Consider the following 16,734-nt stretch of genomic DNA (forward strand, 5'->3'; position numbering starts at 1 on the left):
GCTAGTTTGCCATGAAGACGGCGATAAATCAGCAATGACGCGTCGCGCTTGAGGTTAAAAAATGCGTTTAGTCGGGTACACTATCGGAAATACGAGATGAGAATGACGAATGAAAAAGAAAACATCGCTCAGCGAGGAGGATCAGGCGCTCTTCCGTCAGCTAATGACCGGGACGCGTAAAATCACGCAGGACACCATCGTCCATCGCCCTCAGCGTAAAAAAATCAGCGAAGTACCGGTCAAGCGTCTTCTGCAAGAGCAGGCCGATAACAGCCACTATTTTTCAGATGAATTTCAGCCGCTGCTCAATACGCAGGGGGCTGTGAAGTACGTACGCGAAGACGTCAGCCATTTCGAGCTGAAAAAATTACGCCGCGGAGATTATTCGCCCGAGCTGTTTCTCGATCTGCACGGTTTAACGCAAATGCAGGCCAAACAGGAGCTGGGGGCGTTGATCGCCGCCTGTCGCCGTGAACATGTTTTCTGCGCCTGCGTGATGCACGGCCACGGTAAACATATCCTTAAGCAACAAACGCCGCTGTGGCTGGCTCAGCATCCACACGTGATGGCTTTTCATCAGGCACCGAAAGAATATGGCGGAGATGCCGCATTGCTGGTGTTAATTGAAGTGGAAGAGTGGCAGCCGCCAGAGTTGCCCTGACAGAATGGCGGGTAGCACATTGCACCCCGCCATATCACACGTCACGTCAGATCGCTTTTGCCATCTTCAGGTTGCACGGACTCATTTGCCAGTTGAAGACACCTTTGCCCGTTTCATCGAGAGAAACATTAGCAATGGCGGATGTCGTGAACATCGGAGGGGTCTCGCCTGGGCACAGCTCAGATACCAGATAGCCGACCAGTGGCAGGTGGGAAATGACCAGCGCGGAAGCGACACCTTCATTGCATAGCGCCTGTAGATAAGCGCTGACAAGACCTACATCGCCACACGGGGTAAGTTCAGGGAGAACATCCACATTGGTCGGCAGGTTCATACACTCCCCTACCACCTCCAGCGTCTGTTCTGCACGCAGGAACGGACTCACCAGAACGCGTTCGATGTCCACTTTTTGACCGTTAAGCCAGGTCGCCATCAGACGAGATTCGTCGCAGCCACAGACGGTCAAAGGACGTACCGAGTCACTGGCGGCATCGAGTGCCGCGTCGCCGTGACGCATGATAAAAACTTGCATATTGCACCGCTTTTGTTAACCAGAATCACCGGCGTTAACTACCCGCGATAAATGCTGAGAGGTAGAAAACCCGATGGCCGGGCATTGTGCCTGATCCATTCGGTGAATGAAACGCTGTTTTTTACCTCAATGGCGTAAGTATAGTCAATCTCTGTTTACAAAATCGCCAAAACAGGTTCATTCACTTCAGGATTTACCCTTCTTTGACCTCAGCTTACAAGTACAGTTTCCCTTGCAGGCCAAAATGTCTGGCCGCGTTCCGCCATCTGCAATAATTCGTCACACGGTGTAAACCGTGGACCATACTGCGAAGCCAGACGTTGCAGGATAGCAACCACTTCACCCGTGCCGAGCGTATCCATGTAACGGAACGGGCCGCCAAGGAACGGCGGGAAACCAATGCCAAATACCGCGCCGATGTCACCATCACGTGCGCTCTTGATCACCTGTTCACCAAAGCAGCGCGCCGCTTCATTGAGCATCATCATCACGCAGCGCTCAGCACACTGAACGGCGGACAGTTTTCCCTGACCGGTGGTCGAAATAAGCCTATAAACCGAAGGGTCGACCTGTTTCTTGCTTTTACGCCCTTTCGCGCCGTAAAGATAGAAACCGCGTTCATTTTTTCTGCCTTTGCGATCGTCCTTCAAAATCGCAGAAACAATGTTTGCAGGTGGGCTAAAACGATCGCCATAGGTAGCTTCCAGCACTGGTATAATTTTAGTGCCGGTATCTATTCCCACCTCATCCAAAAGTTGGATTGGCCCAACGGGGAAACCAAACTTTACCAATGCCTCGTCGACGTGCTCGATTTTCTCACCTTCCGTCAGCAACCGCATTGCTTCATTAATGTAGGGAGCCAGAATGCGGTTAACGTAGAAACCTGCTTTGTCCGCTACCACAATAGGGGTTTTGCGCTGCTTTTTCGCCAGCTTCACCACGGTAGCGATAGTTTGCGGGCTGGTCGTGGCGTGAGGGATCACCTCTACCAGCGGCATTTTTTCGACCGGGCTAAAGAAGTGCAGTCCTATCACCTGCTCCGGGCGCGCGGCTTTCGCCGCAATATCGCCAATCGGTAATGACGACGTATTGGAGGCAAAAATGGTATGCGGGGCACAATGTTGCTCAACTTCTGCCACCATCTGCTGCTTAAGCGCCAGATCTTCAAACACGGCTTCAATCACCAGATCGCGGTGCGCAAAACCGCTGTAATCCGTCGTACCGGAGATCATCGCCAGGGTTTTATCACGCTCGCTTGCCTTGATATGGCGGCGTTTGACCTTTTGATCAAGGTTCTGCCAGCTGTACTGCAGCGCGTGGTTGATCCCCTTAGGGTTAATGTCTTTGATTCGCACAGGCAATTTGCCTTTGCTGGCGGTAACAAAAGCGATACCGCCGCCCATGAGTCCCCCACCCAGTACGCCAACGGCACGCAGCGGCGCAGGCTCAGCCTCGCTGCCGGGATCTTTTTTCACGTCCGTGCTGGCGAAGAAGATGCTGCGCAGCGCCTGCGACTGCGGCGTCATCGCCAGTTCGCCAAAGGCTTTTGCCTCCGCGGCATAGCCGCTGCTGCTTCCCTGCGACAGCCCGGTCTCGATCACTTCCAGGATCCGCTTTGCCGCCGGGTAATTGCCTTTGGTTTTTTGTTCGGTCTTTTTGCCCACCATGCTGAACAGGAGCGTTCTCCCCAGCGGGCCGGCCAGCACGCGCTCACGTACCGGCAGAGGACGTTTTGCCTGACGACCTTTCAGCGCAAGCTCAACGGCGGCCTCCAGCAAAATGGACTGCGGCACGACGTCATCGACCAGACCGGCTTTCAGCGCCTGACGGGCACGCAGCTGTTTACCGGTTAAGATCATCTCCAGCGCCGTGCTGACGCCCACCAGGCGCGGCAGTCGTTGCGTTCCACCGGAGCCAGGCAGCAGGCCAAGCTGCACTTCCGGCAGACCCAGAATGGTTTTCGCATCGTCAGTACAAATCCGGCTGTGACAGGCCAGCGCCAGCTCAAGCCCACCGCCCAGACAGGCACCGTGAATCGCAGCGATGACCGGGATCGGCAGGCCGTTGATTTCCGCCATTACCTGCTGGCCCTGACGCGCCAGCTCTTCGGCTTCCTGAGCACTTTGCGCCCGGGCAATCATGTTGATATCGGCCCCGGCGATAAAGTTATCCGGCTTGGCTGAGATAAAGACCAGACCACGAATCGCTTTGTTGTCGCGGATCTGCTTTAGCATCGCGCGCACCTGAACACCAAATTCGGCCTTCAGGGTATTCATCTTTTCATCAGGCACATCAATAGTGATAACGGCCACGTTATCGAGGCGAACCGTCAGATTAAATGCAGATGGCATATCCATTATTCAGCCTCCAGAACCATTGCTGCGCCAAGGCCACCCGCCGCACAGGCGGTTACAAGGCCAAACCCGCCGCCACGGCGACGGAGTTCATGTAATGTTTGCGTGATCATCCTCGCCCCTGTGGCGGCAAACGGATGACCGTAGGCGATAGAGCCGCCCAGCACGTTGAATTTACTCTGATCCACTTCGCCTGTGGCGTGGGCGCGGCCCAGAACATCCCGCGCGAAACGCTCGCTTGCCAGCAGCTGAACGTTTGCCAGGGTTTGCGCGGCAAACGCTTCGTGCATATCAATGAGGGTTAAATCAGCCAACGTCAGCCCCGCGCGCTCCAGCGCCAGCGGCGTGGACCACGCGGGACCTAACAGCATGTCCTGCCAGACATCAATGGCGGTGAAGGCATAGCTGCGTAAATAGCCCAGGGGAGTGATGCCCAGCTCCTTCGCGCGAGATTCGGTCATCAGGATCACGGCGGCGGCGCCATCGGTCAGCGGCGTACTGTTCGCCGCCGTCACCGTGCCATGCTTGCGGTCAAACGCAGGGCGCAGCTTTGCGTAATCCGCCAGCGTCGAGGTGCCGCGAATATTGTTATCTTCCGCGAGCGGTTCACGGTAAGGCGGGATATAAGCCGTCATGACCTCGTCGGCCAGCTTGCCTTCCGACCAGGCTTTTGCCGCAAGCTGATGTGAACGATGCGCCAGGGCATCCTGCTGTTCGCGGGTGATGCCGTAGGTTTTTGCCATCTGCTCGGCGGTATCGCCCATGCGCAGGCCGGTGGAGTACTCCGCGACGGCAGGTGGCACGGGCATGAGGTCGCGCAGGCGTAAACGCGAGAAGAGCTTGAGTTTCTGACCCATCGTTCGGGCTTTATTGGCATCCACCAGGATGCGCGCCAGCTTTTTACTGACCCCAATCGGCAGCACTGAAGAGGAGTCCGCCCCACCCGCAATCCCGGCGCGAATCGTGCCCGCCATCAGGCTTTCGGCGACGTTAGCCACGGCCTGGAAACTGGTTGCGCAGGCGCGGCTGACGCTGTAGGCATCGGTATGTACGTTCATCCCGGTACCGAGTACGATTTCACGCGCAATATTGGGGGCTTCAGGCATCTGCACAACCTGGCCGAATACCAGCTGCTCGATGACCTCAGGCGGAATTTCGCTGCGAGCCAGCATCTCCCCCACTACCATTTTCCCCAGGTCGACGGCCGGTATGCCATGAAACGCCGTTGCCTGACGCGCAAATGGCGTGCGCAATCCACTGACTATGGCAATGCGATCGCCCTGACGGGTAATAAGCGGTAATGCCTGACTCATAACACTCCCCTGTAAAAAATTTTCGCAAACATAAAGTGGTCTGACCTGATAATAGTCTTAACCATTTTTTTACATTCAGCCAATCGGGGAAACGAAAAAATGCGAGCTAAAACACAGAGAAGAAAAAGAAAATGCCGGCGTGATAAAAGCAAAACGGTAACCCTGAGGTTACCGTTTTTGATGTTTGCACCTTCTCCCGTGGGAGAAGGTTGGGATGAGGGCACCAGGCCGCAGGAATTAACGCAGGCCCAGCTGGAAAATCAGCGTTTCTGCTTCGCAGGCGAAGACAAAGTCGATGTCCAGCTTCACGCCGCCTTCCACTTCGGTAAAGGTAGACTTGATTTCACACGGATCGGATTCAACGTCACGCGCACGCTTGCTCAGCGCGGTCAGGGTCTCTTCCGCTTCGGCACGGTTGGTGAATACACGGCTGTAAGAGGCGGTGCAATCGGTGTTGTCCATGATGGTCCCAACATCCATACAGCAGCAAACCGGGGTTTCATCAGCACTGCATTTACTCATAGCTCAATTTCCTCTGTATTCGCGCAGCGCGCGAGATAGACACGATGCTGATATTTTACGCCCCGACGCGGGCTCCCTCCAGCCGTTAATGGCGCAAAAGGGGATAAGTGACCAATATCACACTAAAAAATGATCTAAAACAAAAATCCCCCTTTTGGGTGAATCGTGATGGTCACAATTTTGCCAACCAGATCTCGTTTCAAGAAACATGTTTGAAAATATTAATAAACAAACTTGCAACATTCAGGCTGGTCAGACCTATACTCTGGCCACTGGTCTGATTTGTCTGTCATACCTCAGACCCTACACTTCGCGCTCCTGTTACGGTATGTAACAATTATTGAATAAAAATAACTCAATGAGGTTATGGTCATGAGCCAGAAAACCCTGTTCAACAAGACTGCGCTGGCAGTCGCAGTGGCACTCGTCTCCACTTCCGCCTGGTCAGCGGGCTTTCAGTTAAACGAATTTTCTTCCTCTGGCCTTGGCCGTGCGTATTCCGGGGAAGGCGCTATTGCTGATGATGCGGGTAACGCGAGTCGTAACCCCGCGTTGATCATGATGTTTGATCGTCCGACATTCTCTGCCGGTGCAATTTTTGTCGATCCAGGTGTCGATATCTCGGGCCGTTCTCCGACAGGTGCCGATCTGAAATCGGATAACATTGCCCCAACGGCATGGGTTCCAAACATGCACTTCGTGGCGCCGATTAACGACCAGTTCGGCTGGGGCGCATCCGTGACCTCTAATTACGGTTTAGCAACCGAGTTCAATAACGACTATGCAGCTGGAGCGTTTGGCGGTAAAACCGACCTGGAAACCCTGAATCTGAACCTGAGCGGTGCTTACCGTCTGGATAATCACTGGAGTTTCGGCGTTGGCTTTGACGCTGTGTATGCAAAAGCCAAGATCGAACGTTACGCGGGCGACCTGGGCAAAGTCGTCGCTGGCTCAGGCGCACTTCCACCAGCCCTGGCACAGCGTGTGGCTGGTATCCCAGCAGATACTCAGATCGCTTATCTGAAGGGCGATGAGTGGGGCTTTGGCTGGAACGCCGGTATCCTTTATGAACTCGATAAAAACAACCGTTACGGCTTAACCTACCGTTCAGAAGTAAAAATCGATTTTGATGGAGATTACAAAAGCAGCCTCCCTTCTGCTTATAACCAGATCCTCGGCAACTTCGGTCTGCCAATGGGAACCAATGGCCAAACCACTGGCGGCTCTCTGAGCCTGCACTTACCAGAAATGTGGGAATTGTCAGGTTATAACAAAGTGGCGCCACAGTGGGCAGTTCACTATAGCCTGACCTACACCAGCTGGAGTCAGTTCCAGGAGCTGAAGGCGACCAATAGCAACGGCGACACGCTCTTCTATAAAGATGAGAGCTTCCGCGATGCTTACCGCATCGCGCTGGGGACAACCTACTATATGGATGACAACTGGACATTCCGCACCGGTATTGCCTTCGATGATAGTCCGGTACCAGCAGACAAACGCTCTATCTCGATTCCGGATCAGGACCGCTTCTGGCTGAGCGCAGGTGCGACCTATGCATTCAACAAAGATGCCTCTATTGATGCGGGCATCTCTTATATGCACGGTCAAAAAGTTAACTTCAAGGAAGGTCCGTATGAGTTCTCTTCCGAAGGTAAAGCCTGGCTGTACGGCATGAACTTCAACTACGCGTTCTAATCGCGCAGGAATCAAAAAAGGTGAGCATTGCTCACCTTTTTTATTTACTCCGAATCGATATCTTTTAGTTCGTTTTCGATCGCCTTCGCGTTTGGATTCTCTTCCGGCTTCAGCTTGCCGCCGTTGGCAATAAAGTCATGATTCTGGAAGTACGCTTCACGCACCATAATATATGGATCAGAAGACTGGCGCAGCAGACCATCAGAGTCGAGCAGTTGCGCGCGGGTTTCAATCCCTTCCACCGTCCATTTACCCACCGACAGCGGCCAGGTCAACCACGACAGAACCGGATACAGCGTATCCACCATATCGCCGCCATCATCACGCACGGTGAAGCTGCCATAGAACGGCAGATGAACGTAAGGGCCGTAACCGACACCATAATGCCCCAGCGTACTACCAAAACGGTGCGGCTGTTCACGCTGCAGTTTCGGGTTCGCCATGCCTGCGACATCAATAAAGCCCCCCATCCCCAGAATGGAGTTCAGGAAGAAGCGGGTAAAGTGGACCATCCCCTGATACGGGTCGCCCTGCAGGAAGTAGTTCACCATTACCGCAGGTTCTTCAAGGTTGCTGGTAAAGTTACTTAACCCGTTACGCGCTGGTTGTGGAACATAATCGCGCCATGCTACTGCCACCGGACGAACCACATACGGGTCCAGTACGTTGTAGTTGAAGCTATACATTGAGCGGTTAAATCCTTCGAGAGGATCGGAGCGTCCCGTTTGCTCACCGGAGCTGGCGCAGCCCACAAGCATCGTCGCGCCAAGCGCAAGCGCCGACAGCCGAAGTTTCATAAATATCTCCCTGTTCAGTATGGCTATCGTTGATTGCCATCCGTAACGGAGCCGTTGACGCTCCGTCTGTAAACGTGCAAGCGATTGTAACAGCACGTTTACCGATGTCTATGAGCACAATTACGGGCAGTAACCACCGTGACTCTGATCTCAGCATAGCCTGGCTTTTGGAATTCGTTTCGCTGCCAATTTTATAATGACTTTGAAAGAGATGTATCACCTTTGTTGTCATTGCCGCCAATTTAAGAGCATCCCCACAGGCATCCCGATAAAAGCCGCTACGCTTAACAGAAAGATCAACCTCCGGGAGCAAATATGAAAGACGTGGGCGAAGAAAAAATTGGCGAGAACAATGATGATCTTGAGATTGAAAGCGAGGAAAAAGCGCGCGGAGAGAAGATAGAAATTGATGAAGATCGCCTCCCATCCCGCGCGATGGCCATCCACGAGCATATACGCCAGGATGGCGAAAAAGAGATGGAGCGCGACGCGATGGCCCTCTTCTGGTCAGCCATCGCTGCGGGACTCTCAATGGGCGCGTCACTGCTCGCCAAAGGGATATTTCATGTGCAGCTGGAAGGCGTACCCGGTGGATTTTTACTGGAGAACCTCGGTTATACCTTCGGCTTTATTATCGTCATCATGGCCCGCCAGCAGCTGTTTACCGAAAACACGGTGACCGCCGTTCTGCCGGTGATGCAAAACCCCACCCTCGGTAATTTCGGTTTATTGATGCGGCTCTGGAGCGTGGTCCTGCTGGGTAATATCATCGGCACGGGCATCGCGGCCTGGGCGTTTGAATATATGCCGATCTTTGATGAACCCACCCGGGATGCGTTTGTGAAAATCGGCATGGATGTAATGAAAAACACGCCGGTTGAGATGTTCTCAAACGCCATCATCTCTGGCTGGATTATCGCCACGATGGTGTGGATGTTCCCTTCAGCGGGCAGCGCCAAAATTGTGGTGATCATATTGATGACCTGGCTGATTGCGCTGGCGGACACCACGCATATTGTGGTCGGTACCGTTGAAATCCTCTATCTGGTCTTTAACGGTACGCTTCACTGGAGCGATTTTTTCTGGCCGTTCGCTCTACCGACGCTGGCAGGAAACATTTGCGGCGGAACGTTTATCTTCGCGCTGTTAAGCCATGCCCAAATTCGTAACGACATGTCGAACAAACGCAAAGCTGAGCTTAAGGCACGGGAAAATAATGATAAATCGACAAAAAAATCGTCCTGAATGGTGACTCTTTGAGCAGTCAGGCGGCTATGCGCTTAACGCAAAGTGTAAATAAGGCTATACTCGTGCCGCCTCGTCCCCTTAGTTAAATGGATATAACGAGCCCCTCCTAAGGGCTAGTTGCAGGTTCGATTCCTGCAGGGGACACCATTTCCAACAGAACCCGCCTCTCCGCTTCAGAACCAAACACCGATCACACCTTTATAATTAGACATTTATACTCAACCGAAGCGAACCAAAGGGAATGACTACAGCAAACTTTTACGGGCATATTGTGGGCACACCGATCAGCCAGCCGGAGTAGAAGATACGTTCTAACTGGGTTAGTTCGGATTTGTTCATGTGCGCAGCACCGCAAAGAGTTCAAGGTTCAAATATCCCAGTGAGCCCGGGGTGTAGAAGGTGCAGCTTCTCGCTTCCAGCATCGCCCGCGCTGCATCTGTACTCAGATCCAGAGAGAAATACTGGTTCTCAAGACGTAACGGGATAGCCGATGGAACGTAGTTCAGAGGCTTGATAACCATCCCGCTCAGGGCCACATTCACCACATCAGACACATTATCAAAGCTGCCTGCTTTACACAGCTGCGGGAATTTCGTCTGAAGTTCATGATTCGGCATGGAGGAGCAAGTGATAAATAAACGTGTAAATTTTTAATTTGGTGCAAATCAACAACACCGCTCTTTTTCTTTACGCTTTCCCTTTGAGCGATAACGCTTCTGCTTTCCGAGCAGGCAAGGAAAGACGCTCTCCATGCGACTGTCTATAAAATCTGTGAAATCAAGCACCTCCTGAACTGCCGCTTTTTTAATCAAAAACGAGTAATAGCACATATCGTATAACGGTGCTACATTACGCCGCCCACCTAACGTCAGCAGTGGCCAGGCAACGCCGTAAAGATCGGTAAAGCCTGCAACCATGACCTTGTCCAACGGTCTAATTGGCACATGGTATCGCTTTATGCGTTACTTTCACCGGCTTTACATAGGTTCACTATTTTGTCTCAATCCCAATTCAAACGTGCGTTTTTACACCCGCGTTACTGGTTTACATGGTTTGGTCTTGGCGTACTCTGGCTGCTGGTTCAACTTCCGTACCCTGTCCTGCGCTTGCTGGGGTCAAAACTGGGCAGTGCTTCCCGCGTTTTCCTGAAACGTCGCGAATCCATCGCGCGTAAAAATATTGAGCTTTGTTTTCCGCAGTACAATGCCGTAGAGCGCGAGAAACTTATTGCTGAAAACTTCAAGTCTATCGGCATGGCGCTGCTTGAAACCGGAATGGCCTGGTTCTGGCCAGATGAGCGTGTCCGAAAATGGTTTGACGTTGAAGGACTGGATAACCTTAAACGCGCTCAGGTGCAAAAACGCGGCGTGATGGTCGTCGGCGTTCACTTTATGTCGCTGGAGCTGGGCGGTCGCGTGATGGGGCTTTGTCAGCCAATGATGGCGACCTACAGACCGCACAACAGTGCATTGATGGAGTGGGTGCAGACACGAGGCCGTATGCGTTCCAATAAGGCGATGATTAGCCGTAACAACCTGCGCGGTATGGTCGGTGCCCTGAAGAAAGGAGAAGCCGTCTGGTTTGCACCCGATCAGGATTATGGACGTAAAGGCAGCAGCTTTGCGCCCTTCTTTGCGGTGAAAGACGTTGCGACGACTAACGGTACCTTTGTCATTTCACGTCTGTCTGGTGCCTCCATGCTGACCGTGACGATGGTGAGAAAAGCAGATAAGTCAGGCTACCGTTTGCACATCTCCCCTGAAATGGCTAACTATCCGGAAAACGAGTGCGAAGCCGCCGCGTTTATCAATAAAGTCATCGAAACTGAAATCATGCGCGCGCCAGAGCAGTATCTGTGGATGCATCGTCGTTTTAAAACCCGCCCTCTTGGCGAAGCCTCGCTCTATATTTAGCCCTTCATGAAGGTTAGTTTCGCCAGGAAACTAACCTTTTCAATCACATGTCATCCCGCTGAATTATCGTCTTTCATTGCGTCGCCCAAAGTGAATTTATTACGAAGCGAAATCAAACTGTCGCCGTTCCACGACACTCGTAAGTAACGGAAATTATTTAAAAAAATGCCTCTTGTCACCCCTCATTTTTAGGCGTACATTAGCGCCGTCTGGCAACAGGAAAGCACAGAATTCTGAGCTGGAGTTAACGGTTTAACGGGAAAATTCTCATTTCCGTTTTGACCGGATTTCAGTTCTCTATAATCAGGTGGACTCTGTTTTTAAATGCGTACCACAAGATACGCGGAGCGATGAAACGTGAAATATTTCTTTATGGGCATTTCGGTGATTGTTTTAGTCTGGGCCGGAACCTTTGCCCTGATGATCTAGTGAAGAACATGCAGTCAAAAAAACAGGAGCCATTGGCTCCTGTTTTTTTTATGTCATGACGATGCGGGATGTTCTGCGACGCTCTTTGAGGCGAGAAGACCATCGGCCCGGAACATACTCTTGATGCCCCTCACCGCCTGACGAATACGGTCGCTGTTTTCAATCAGGGCAAATCGCACATGGGTGTCGCCATAATCACCGAATCCAATGCCCGGTGACACACACACCTTCGCATCCTGAAGCAGTTTTTTGGCAAACTCCAGCGAACCCATCGCCGCGTACGGCTCCGGAATTTTCGCCCAGACATACATGGATGCCTTCGGCATTTCGACCATCCAGCCTGCTTCATGCAAGCCTTTTACCAGCACGTCGCGACGGCGCTTATACTGAGCGGCAATCTCGTGAACGCACTGCTGATCGCCCTCCAGGGCAGCGATAGCCGCGACCTGCAGCGGCGTGAAGGTGCCGTAATCGTGATAACTCTTAATGCGCGCCAGGGCACTCACCAGCGTCTTGTTACCCACCATAAAGCCAATACGCCAGCCCGCCATGTTGTAGCTTTTCGACAGCGTAAAGAACTCTACCGCCACGTCACGCGCGCCAGGGACCTGCATAATCGACGGAGCCTTCCAGCCGTCATAGACGATGTCCGCATAGGCTAAATCGTGAACCACCAGCACGTCATAACGCTTGGCCAGCGCGACAACTTTCTCGAAGAAATCAAGCTCCACGCACTGGGCCGTTGGGTTCGACGGGAAGCCGAGGATCATCATCTTGGGTTTCGGATAGCTTTCGCGAATCGCACGTTCCAGTTCGTTAAAGAAATCGACACCTTCCACCAGCGGCACAGAGCGGACCTGCGCCCCGGCAATCACCGCGCCGTAGATATGGATCGGGTAGCTTGGATTAGGCACCAGCACCGTATCACCATGATCCAGCGTGGCCAGCATCAGGTGTGCCAGCCCCTCTTTCGAACCGATGGTGACAATCGCTTCACTTTCCGGATCGATATCAACCTGATAGCGATCCTGATACCAGCGCGAGATCGCGCGACGTAACCTGGGAATACCGCGAGAGGTTGAGTAGCCGTGCGTATCCGGGCGCTGGGCAACCGTGCAGAGCTTCTCAACGATATGCAGCGGCGTTGGGCCGTCAGGGTTACCCATGCTGAAATCAATGATATCTTCGCCGCGACGACGCGCAGCCATCTTCAGTTCAGCGGTGATGTTGAAAACATAAGGGGGGAGACGATCGATACGCGTGAAACGGCGTTCAGGACTGAATTCAGCCATAGATTCCTCAGATTAACGTTAGCGCCCGGACCGTCCGAGCGACGCTGCCACCGATGTGGCATGTTTAGAAAATAACCTGAAAAAAATCATGCTGTCGAGAGGGAAATGAAAAAAAAGCGATCGTCTGAAAACCGGATCCCGGCAGCGCCTAAAAGCGGAAGCTTCTGTTTCGGAATCGGCTTTCTGGTAGCTGTTATTTAACAGGATGATATCAAACCAGTTACCTGATGACGCACCGTTAAGAAAAAAACAGGTCGCATCGGTCACCGCCAGATAATCCCCTTTACAAATTATGGCTTTTCCTCATTTGATAAACCCGACGGATAGCTGGTCAATACGCGTCAGGTTTTTTATCATGGTTCTTTCCCGTTTTCCCAGGTCTACTCGTGCACGAAATATTCACTATGCTGCTGGCGGTTTTTGACCGTGCGGCATTAATGCTGATTTGCCTGTTCTTCCTCATTCGCATTCGCCTGTTTCGCGAGCTGTTGCACAAATCAGCCCACTCGCCAAAAGAGCTGCTGGCCGTTACCGCCATCTTTTCGCTGTTTGCCCTGTTCAGCACCTGGTCAGGCGTGCCGGTAGAGGGGTCGCTGGTTAACGTTCGCATAATCGCTGTTATGTCCGGCGGGATTTTATTTGGCCCGTGGGTGGGGGTTATCACCGGTCTGATTGCCGGAACCCATCGCTACCTGATTGATATCGGTGGCGTAACGGCGGTACCGTGCTTTATCACCAGCATTATTGCCGGAGTGCTTTCCGGCTGGATCAGCCGCAAAATCCCGAAAAAACAGCGCTGGCGCGCCGGTATCGTCGCAGGCATGGTGTGCGAAACGCTGACCATGATCCTGGTCGTCGTCTGGGCCCCCACCACTGCGCTGGGGCTGGATATCGTCTCGAAAATCGGTATTCCGATGATAGTGGGCAGCGTCTGTATCGGTTTTATCGTGCTGCTGGTGCAAAGCGTTGAAGGAGAAAAAGAGGCCAGCGCCGCCCGTCAGGCCAAGCTGGCGCTGGATATCGCCAACAAAACGCTGCCGCTCTTCCGCCATGTGAACGCGGAGTCGTTGCGTCAGGTCTGTGAGATCATTCGTCACGACATTCACGCTGACGCCGTCGCGATCACCAATATTGACCACGTGCTCGCCTACGTTGGCGTCGGGGAGCACAACTATCGCGACAACGATGACACCATAAGCCCGACCACCAGACAGGCGATTAACTACGGTAAAATCATTATTAAAAACAATGATGAAGCCCACCGAACGCCGGAAATCCACTCAATGCTGGTGATCCCGCTGTGGGAGAAAGGTGTCGTAACGGGCACGCTGAAAATTTATTACTGTCACGCGCATCAGATCACCTCCACGCTACAGGAGATGGCCATCGGCCTGTCGCAGATTATCTCCACCCAGCTTGAGGTTTCGCGGGCGGAACAGCTGCGCGAGATGGCAAATAAGGCAGAACTGCGCGCGCTGCAGAGTAAAATCAATCCCCATTTCCTGTTTAACGCCCTGAACGCTATCTCCTCGTCCATTCGTCTTAATCCGGATACCGCGCGCCAGCTGATTTTTAACCTGTCGCGCTATCTGCGCTACAACATCGAGCTGAAAGATGACGAGCAGATCGACATCAAAAAAGAGCTGTATCAGATTAAAGACTACATCGCGATTGAGCAGGCGCGCTTTGGTGACAAGCTCACGGTCATTTACGATATTGATGAAGAGGTCAACTGCGTGATCCCGAGCCTGCTTATACAGCCGCTGGTCGAAAACGCGATTGTTCACGGCATTCAACCCTGTAAAGGCAAAGGGGTGGTCACCATCAGCATCACCGAAAGCGGCAACCGCGTGCGTATTGCCGTGCGCGATACCGGCCACGGAATTGATCCTAAAGTCATTGAGCGCGTGGAGTCTAACGAGATGCCCGGAAATAAAATCGGCCTGCTGAACGTTCACCACCGGGTCAAGCTGCTTTACGGCGATGGACTGCACATTCAGCGTCTTGAGCCGGGCACCGAAATTGCTTTTTACGTCCCGAATGAACGCTCTCTCGTTCATACGACGACAACACTGTTACCTCAGGGTGAGTAATATGAAAGTCATCATCGTAGAAGATGAATTCCTCGCTCAACAGGAGCTCACCTGGCTTATCAAAACCCACAGCCAGATGGAGATTGTGGGTACGTTTGATGATGGTCTGGACGTGCTGAAATTTTTGCAGCATAACCGGGTCGACGCCATTTTCCTGGATATCAATATTCCGTCGCTGGATGGCGTGTTGCTGGCGCAAAACATCAATCAGTTTGCCCATAAGCCGTTTATTGTTTTCGTTACCGCCTGGAAAGAGCACGCCGTAGAGGCCTTCGAGCTGGAGGCGTTTGACTACATTCTTAAGCCTTATCAGGAGTCGCGAATTGTCAGCATGCTGCAAAAGCTGGAGGCCGCCTGGCAGCAGCAGACCGCTCCCGCTAGCGCCACCCCAACGGTACGGGAAAACGACACCATTAATCTGGTCAAAGACGAGCGCATTATCGTGACGCCGGTCAACGATATCTACTACGCCGAAGCGCATGAAAAGATGACGTTTGTCTATACGCGGCGGGAATCGTACGTGATGGCGATGAACATTACCGAATTCTGCAGCAAGCTGCCGGCTGCCCACTTTTTCCGCTGCCATCGTTCGTTCTGCGTAAATTTAAATAAGATCCGCGAGATCGAACCCTGGTTTAACAACACCTATATCTTGCGTCTGAAGGATCTGGATTTTCAGGTGCCGGTGAGCCGCAGCAAGGTGAAAGAGTTTCGTCAGCTGATGCACCTGTAAAGAAAAGGCCCTCTCCTGCGGGAGAGGGCTCTGTGTCAGAGGATTTGACCGAGAACCTGACGCAAATGGGCCCCCGAACCCAGTAGTCCAGGGTTATCATGCACGATCAGATAAACCGGAATGTCCTGCACGTAGCTTCTGAAGCGCCCTTTATCCTCAAACCCGCCGCGGAAGCCAGAGGCTTTGAAGAACTCCAGGAAGCGCGGCACAATTCCGCCCGCGATATAAACGCCCCCGAAGGTGCCAAGCGTCAACGCCAGGTTGCCGCCGAAGCGCCCCATGATTACGCAGAACAGCGACAGGGCACGACGGCAGTCAATACAGCTGTCCGCCAGCGCGCGCTCGGTGACGTCTTTCGGCTGCAGATTTTCCGGCAGACGGCCGTCAGATTTTACAATCGCCCGGTACAGGTTCACCAGCCCCGGACCTGAAAGGACGCGCTCGGCGGAGACATGGCCGATCTCAGCGCGTAATTCTTCGAGGATAATGCCCTCTTCTTCGCTGTTTGGCGCAAAGTCCACGTGACCACCTTCACCCGGCAGGCTCACCCAGCGTTGAGCAACATGCACCAGATGTGAAACGCCCAGACCGGTACCGGCTCCGTAAACCGCAATCGGCTTACCCTCGACTGGCTCAGCGCCGCCAAACTGGATCAGATGCTCAGGTTTCAGCATCGGGATCGCCATGGACACCGCGGTGAAGTCATTGATGATTTCAAGATGCGCAAAGCCGAGGTTTTTTTTCATCTCGGCGATGGAGAATGCCCAGGTATGGTTGGTCATGGCGACCCAGTCGCCGGTTATCGGGCAGGCAATTGCGATGCAACCATCTTCAACGCTCACCTGATGTTCTTCCAGATAGACGCGGACAACGGCCTCAAGGCTTGGATAATCCAGCCCGGAATAGGTTTTCGCCCGGGAAATTTCACCGCTACTTACATCGCATAAAGCGAGGCGCGCGTTCGTGCCGCCCACATCCCCTACCAACGCATACTTTGTCATTCTTCTACTGCTCCGCTAAAGTCAAAATAAATCTTTGGGACACTGTAAATTCAAGGCGTGATAACAACAACGACCGGAAGGTGAATGCCCATGGATTATCGATCTTCGTCACAGAATAACTTTACCGTTTCAGCACCTTTTGCACTATTGC

15 protein-coding genes, 1 tRNA gene and 1 pseudogene are annotated in these 16,734 nt (G+C 52.9%); 8 read left to right on the top strand and 9 right to left on the bottom strand.

The genetic code is table 11. From position 1 onward, the window contains the following. Positions 1–109: 109 nt before the first annotated feature. The gene (gene smrB / locus KGP24_RS16305) at positions 110–661 is read left to right on the top strand and encodes an endonuclease SmrB (protein WP_032646638.1); all 552 of its coding nucleotides are present in this window, start codon (positions 110–112) and stop codon (positions 659–661) included. A gap of 46 nt (positions 662–707) precedes the next feature. Here the strand turns inward: smrB and sixA are convergent, their stop codons facing one another. The 4 genes from sixA to KGP24_RS16325 form a co-directional block, all read right to left on the bottom strand. Continuing rightward, the gene (gene sixA / locus KGP24_RS16310) at positions 708–1,193 is read right to left on the bottom strand and encodes a phosphohistidine phosphatase SixA (protein WP_223561138.1); all 486 of its coding nucleotides are present in this window, start codon (positions 1,191–1,193) and stop codon (positions 708–710) included. Positions 1,194–1,402: 209 nt separating this feature from the next. Further along, a complete protein-coding gene (fadJ, locus tag KGP24_RS16315) occupies positions 1,403–3,550 on the bottom strand; it encodes a fatty acid oxidation complex subunit alpha FadJ (protein WP_223561139.1) in 2,148 nt (715 codons plus the stop codon). Continuing rightward, positions 3,550–4,860, bottom strand: coding sequence for an acetyl-CoA C-acyltransferase FadI (gene fadI / locus KGP24_RS16320; RefSeq protein WP_063145391.1), 1,311 nt, complete (start codon positions 4,858–4,860; stop codon positions 3,550–3,552). Before fadI ends, fadJ begins: the two co-directional genes overlap by 1 nt. Positions 4,861–5,097: 237 nt before the next feature. Then, positions 5,098–5,382 carry a YfcZ/YiiS family protein gene (locus KGP24_RS16325; protein WP_024907659.1) on the bottom strand — a complete coding sequence of 95 codons (285 nt, stop codon included), beginning with the start codon at positions 5,380–5,382 and terminating at the stop codon, positions 5,098–5,100. Between the two features lie 372 nt (positions 5,383–5,754). Here KGP24_RS16325 and fadL point away from each other — a divergent pair, with 372 nt between their 5' ends. Further along, positions 5,755–7,077 (top strand): long-chain fatty acid transporter FadL, encoded by a 1,323-nt coding sequence (gene fadL, locus KGP24_RS16330; RefSeq protein ID WP_023312584.1) that lies wholly within the window; start codon positions 5,755–5,757, stop codon positions 7,075–7,077. A 44-nt stretch (positions 7,078–7,121) separates the two neighbouring features. Here the strand turns inward: fadL and mlaA are convergent, their stop codons facing one another. Beyond that, positions 7,122–7,874: a phospholipid-binding lipoprotein MlaA gene (gene mlaA / locus KGP24_RS16335; RefSeq protein WP_023336447.1), complete on the bottom strand. Its 753-nt coding sequence runs from the start codon at positions 7,872–7,874 to the stop codon at positions 7,122–7,124. A 315-nt stretch (positions 7,875–8,189) separates the two neighbouring features. Here mlaA and KGP24_RS16340 point away from each other — a divergent pair, with 315 nt between their 5' ends. Both KGP24_RS16340 and KGP24_RS16345 read left to right on the top strand, forming a co-directional pair. Further along, entirely contained in the window at positions 8,190–9,119 is a 930-nt protein-coding gene (locus KGP24_RS16340) for a formate/nitrite transporter family protein (protein ID WP_223561140.1), read from the top strand. A gap of 75 nt (positions 9,120–9,194) precedes the next feature. Next, positions 9,195–9,269, top strand: a tRNA-Arg gene (locus tag KGP24_RS16345). Between the two features lie 188 nt (positions 9,270–9,457). Here KGP24_RS16345 and tssK read toward each other — a convergent pair. Both tssK and KGP24_RS16355 read right to left on the bottom strand, forming a co-directional pair. Then, a pseudogene (gene tssK / locus KGP24_RS16350) lies at positions 9,458–9,759 on the bottom strand (type VI secretion system baseplate subunit TssK); the annotation flags it as partial. Between the two features lie 28 nt (positions 9,760–9,787). After that, positions 9,788–10,039 carry a hypothetical protein gene (locus KGP24_RS16355; protein WP_223561141.1) on the bottom strand — a complete coding sequence of 84 codons (252 nt, stop codon included), beginning with the start codon at positions 10,037–10,039 and terminating at the stop codon, positions 9,788–9,790. 75 nt (positions 10,040–10,114) lie between these two features. Here KGP24_RS16355 and lpxP point away from each other — a divergent pair, with 75 nt between their 5' ends. Together lpxP and ypdK are read left to right on the top strand one after the other, a co-directional pair. Next, complete coding sequence (lpxP, locus tag KGP24_RS16360; RefSeq protein WP_223563516.1) at positions 10,115–11,035, top strand: kdo(2)-lipid IV(A) palmitoleoyltransferase; 921 nt, start codon at positions 10,115–10,117, stop codon at positions 11,033–11,035. A 357-nt stretch (positions 11,036–11,392) separates the two neighbouring features. Further along, positions 11,393–11,464, top strand: coding sequence for a membrane protein YpdK (ypdK, locus tag KGP24_RS16365; protein WP_099458937.1), 72 nt, complete (start codon positions 11,393–11,395; stop codon positions 11,462–11,464). Between the two features lie 53 nt (positions 11,465–11,517). Here ypdK and alaC read toward each other — a convergent pair whose 3' ends face one another. Beyond that, positions 11,518–12,756: an alanine transaminase gene (gene alaC / locus KGP24_RS16370; RefSeq protein WP_223561142.1), complete on the bottom strand. Its 1,239-nt coding sequence runs from the start codon at positions 12,754–12,756 to the stop codon at positions 11,518–11,520. A gap of 386 nt (positions 12,757–13,142) precedes the next feature. Here alaC and KGP24_RS16375 point away from each other — a divergent pair, with 386 nt between their 5' ends. Then, on the top strand, positions 13,143–14,849 hold the full coding sequence (locus KGP24_RS16375; protein ID WP_223561143.1) for a sensor histidine kinase: 1,707 nt from the start codon (positions 13,143–13,145) through the stop codon (positions 14,847–14,849). A gap of 1 nt (position 14,850) precedes the next feature. Continuing rightward, complete coding sequence (locus tag KGP24_RS16380) at positions 14,851–15,582, top strand: LytTR family DNA-binding domain-containing protein (RefSeq protein WP_033146137.1); 732 nt, start codon at positions 14,851–14,853, stop codon at positions 15,580–15,582. 35 nt (positions 15,583–15,617) lie between these two features. Here KGP24_RS16380 and glk read toward each other — a convergent pair whose 3' ends face one another. Continuing rightward, a complete protein-coding gene (gene glk / locus KGP24_RS16385; RefSeq protein WP_045285807.1) occupies positions 15,618–16,583 on the bottom strand; it encodes a glucokinase in 966 nt (321 codons plus the stop codon). Positions 16,584–16,734: the final 151 nt, after the last annotated feature.

The sequence above is a fragment of the Enterobacter sp. JBIWA008 genome (genome assembly GCF_019968765.1).
Classification (GTDB): domain Bacteria; phylum Pseudomonadota; class Gammaproteobacteria; order Enterobacterales; family Enterobacteriaceae; genus Enterobacter.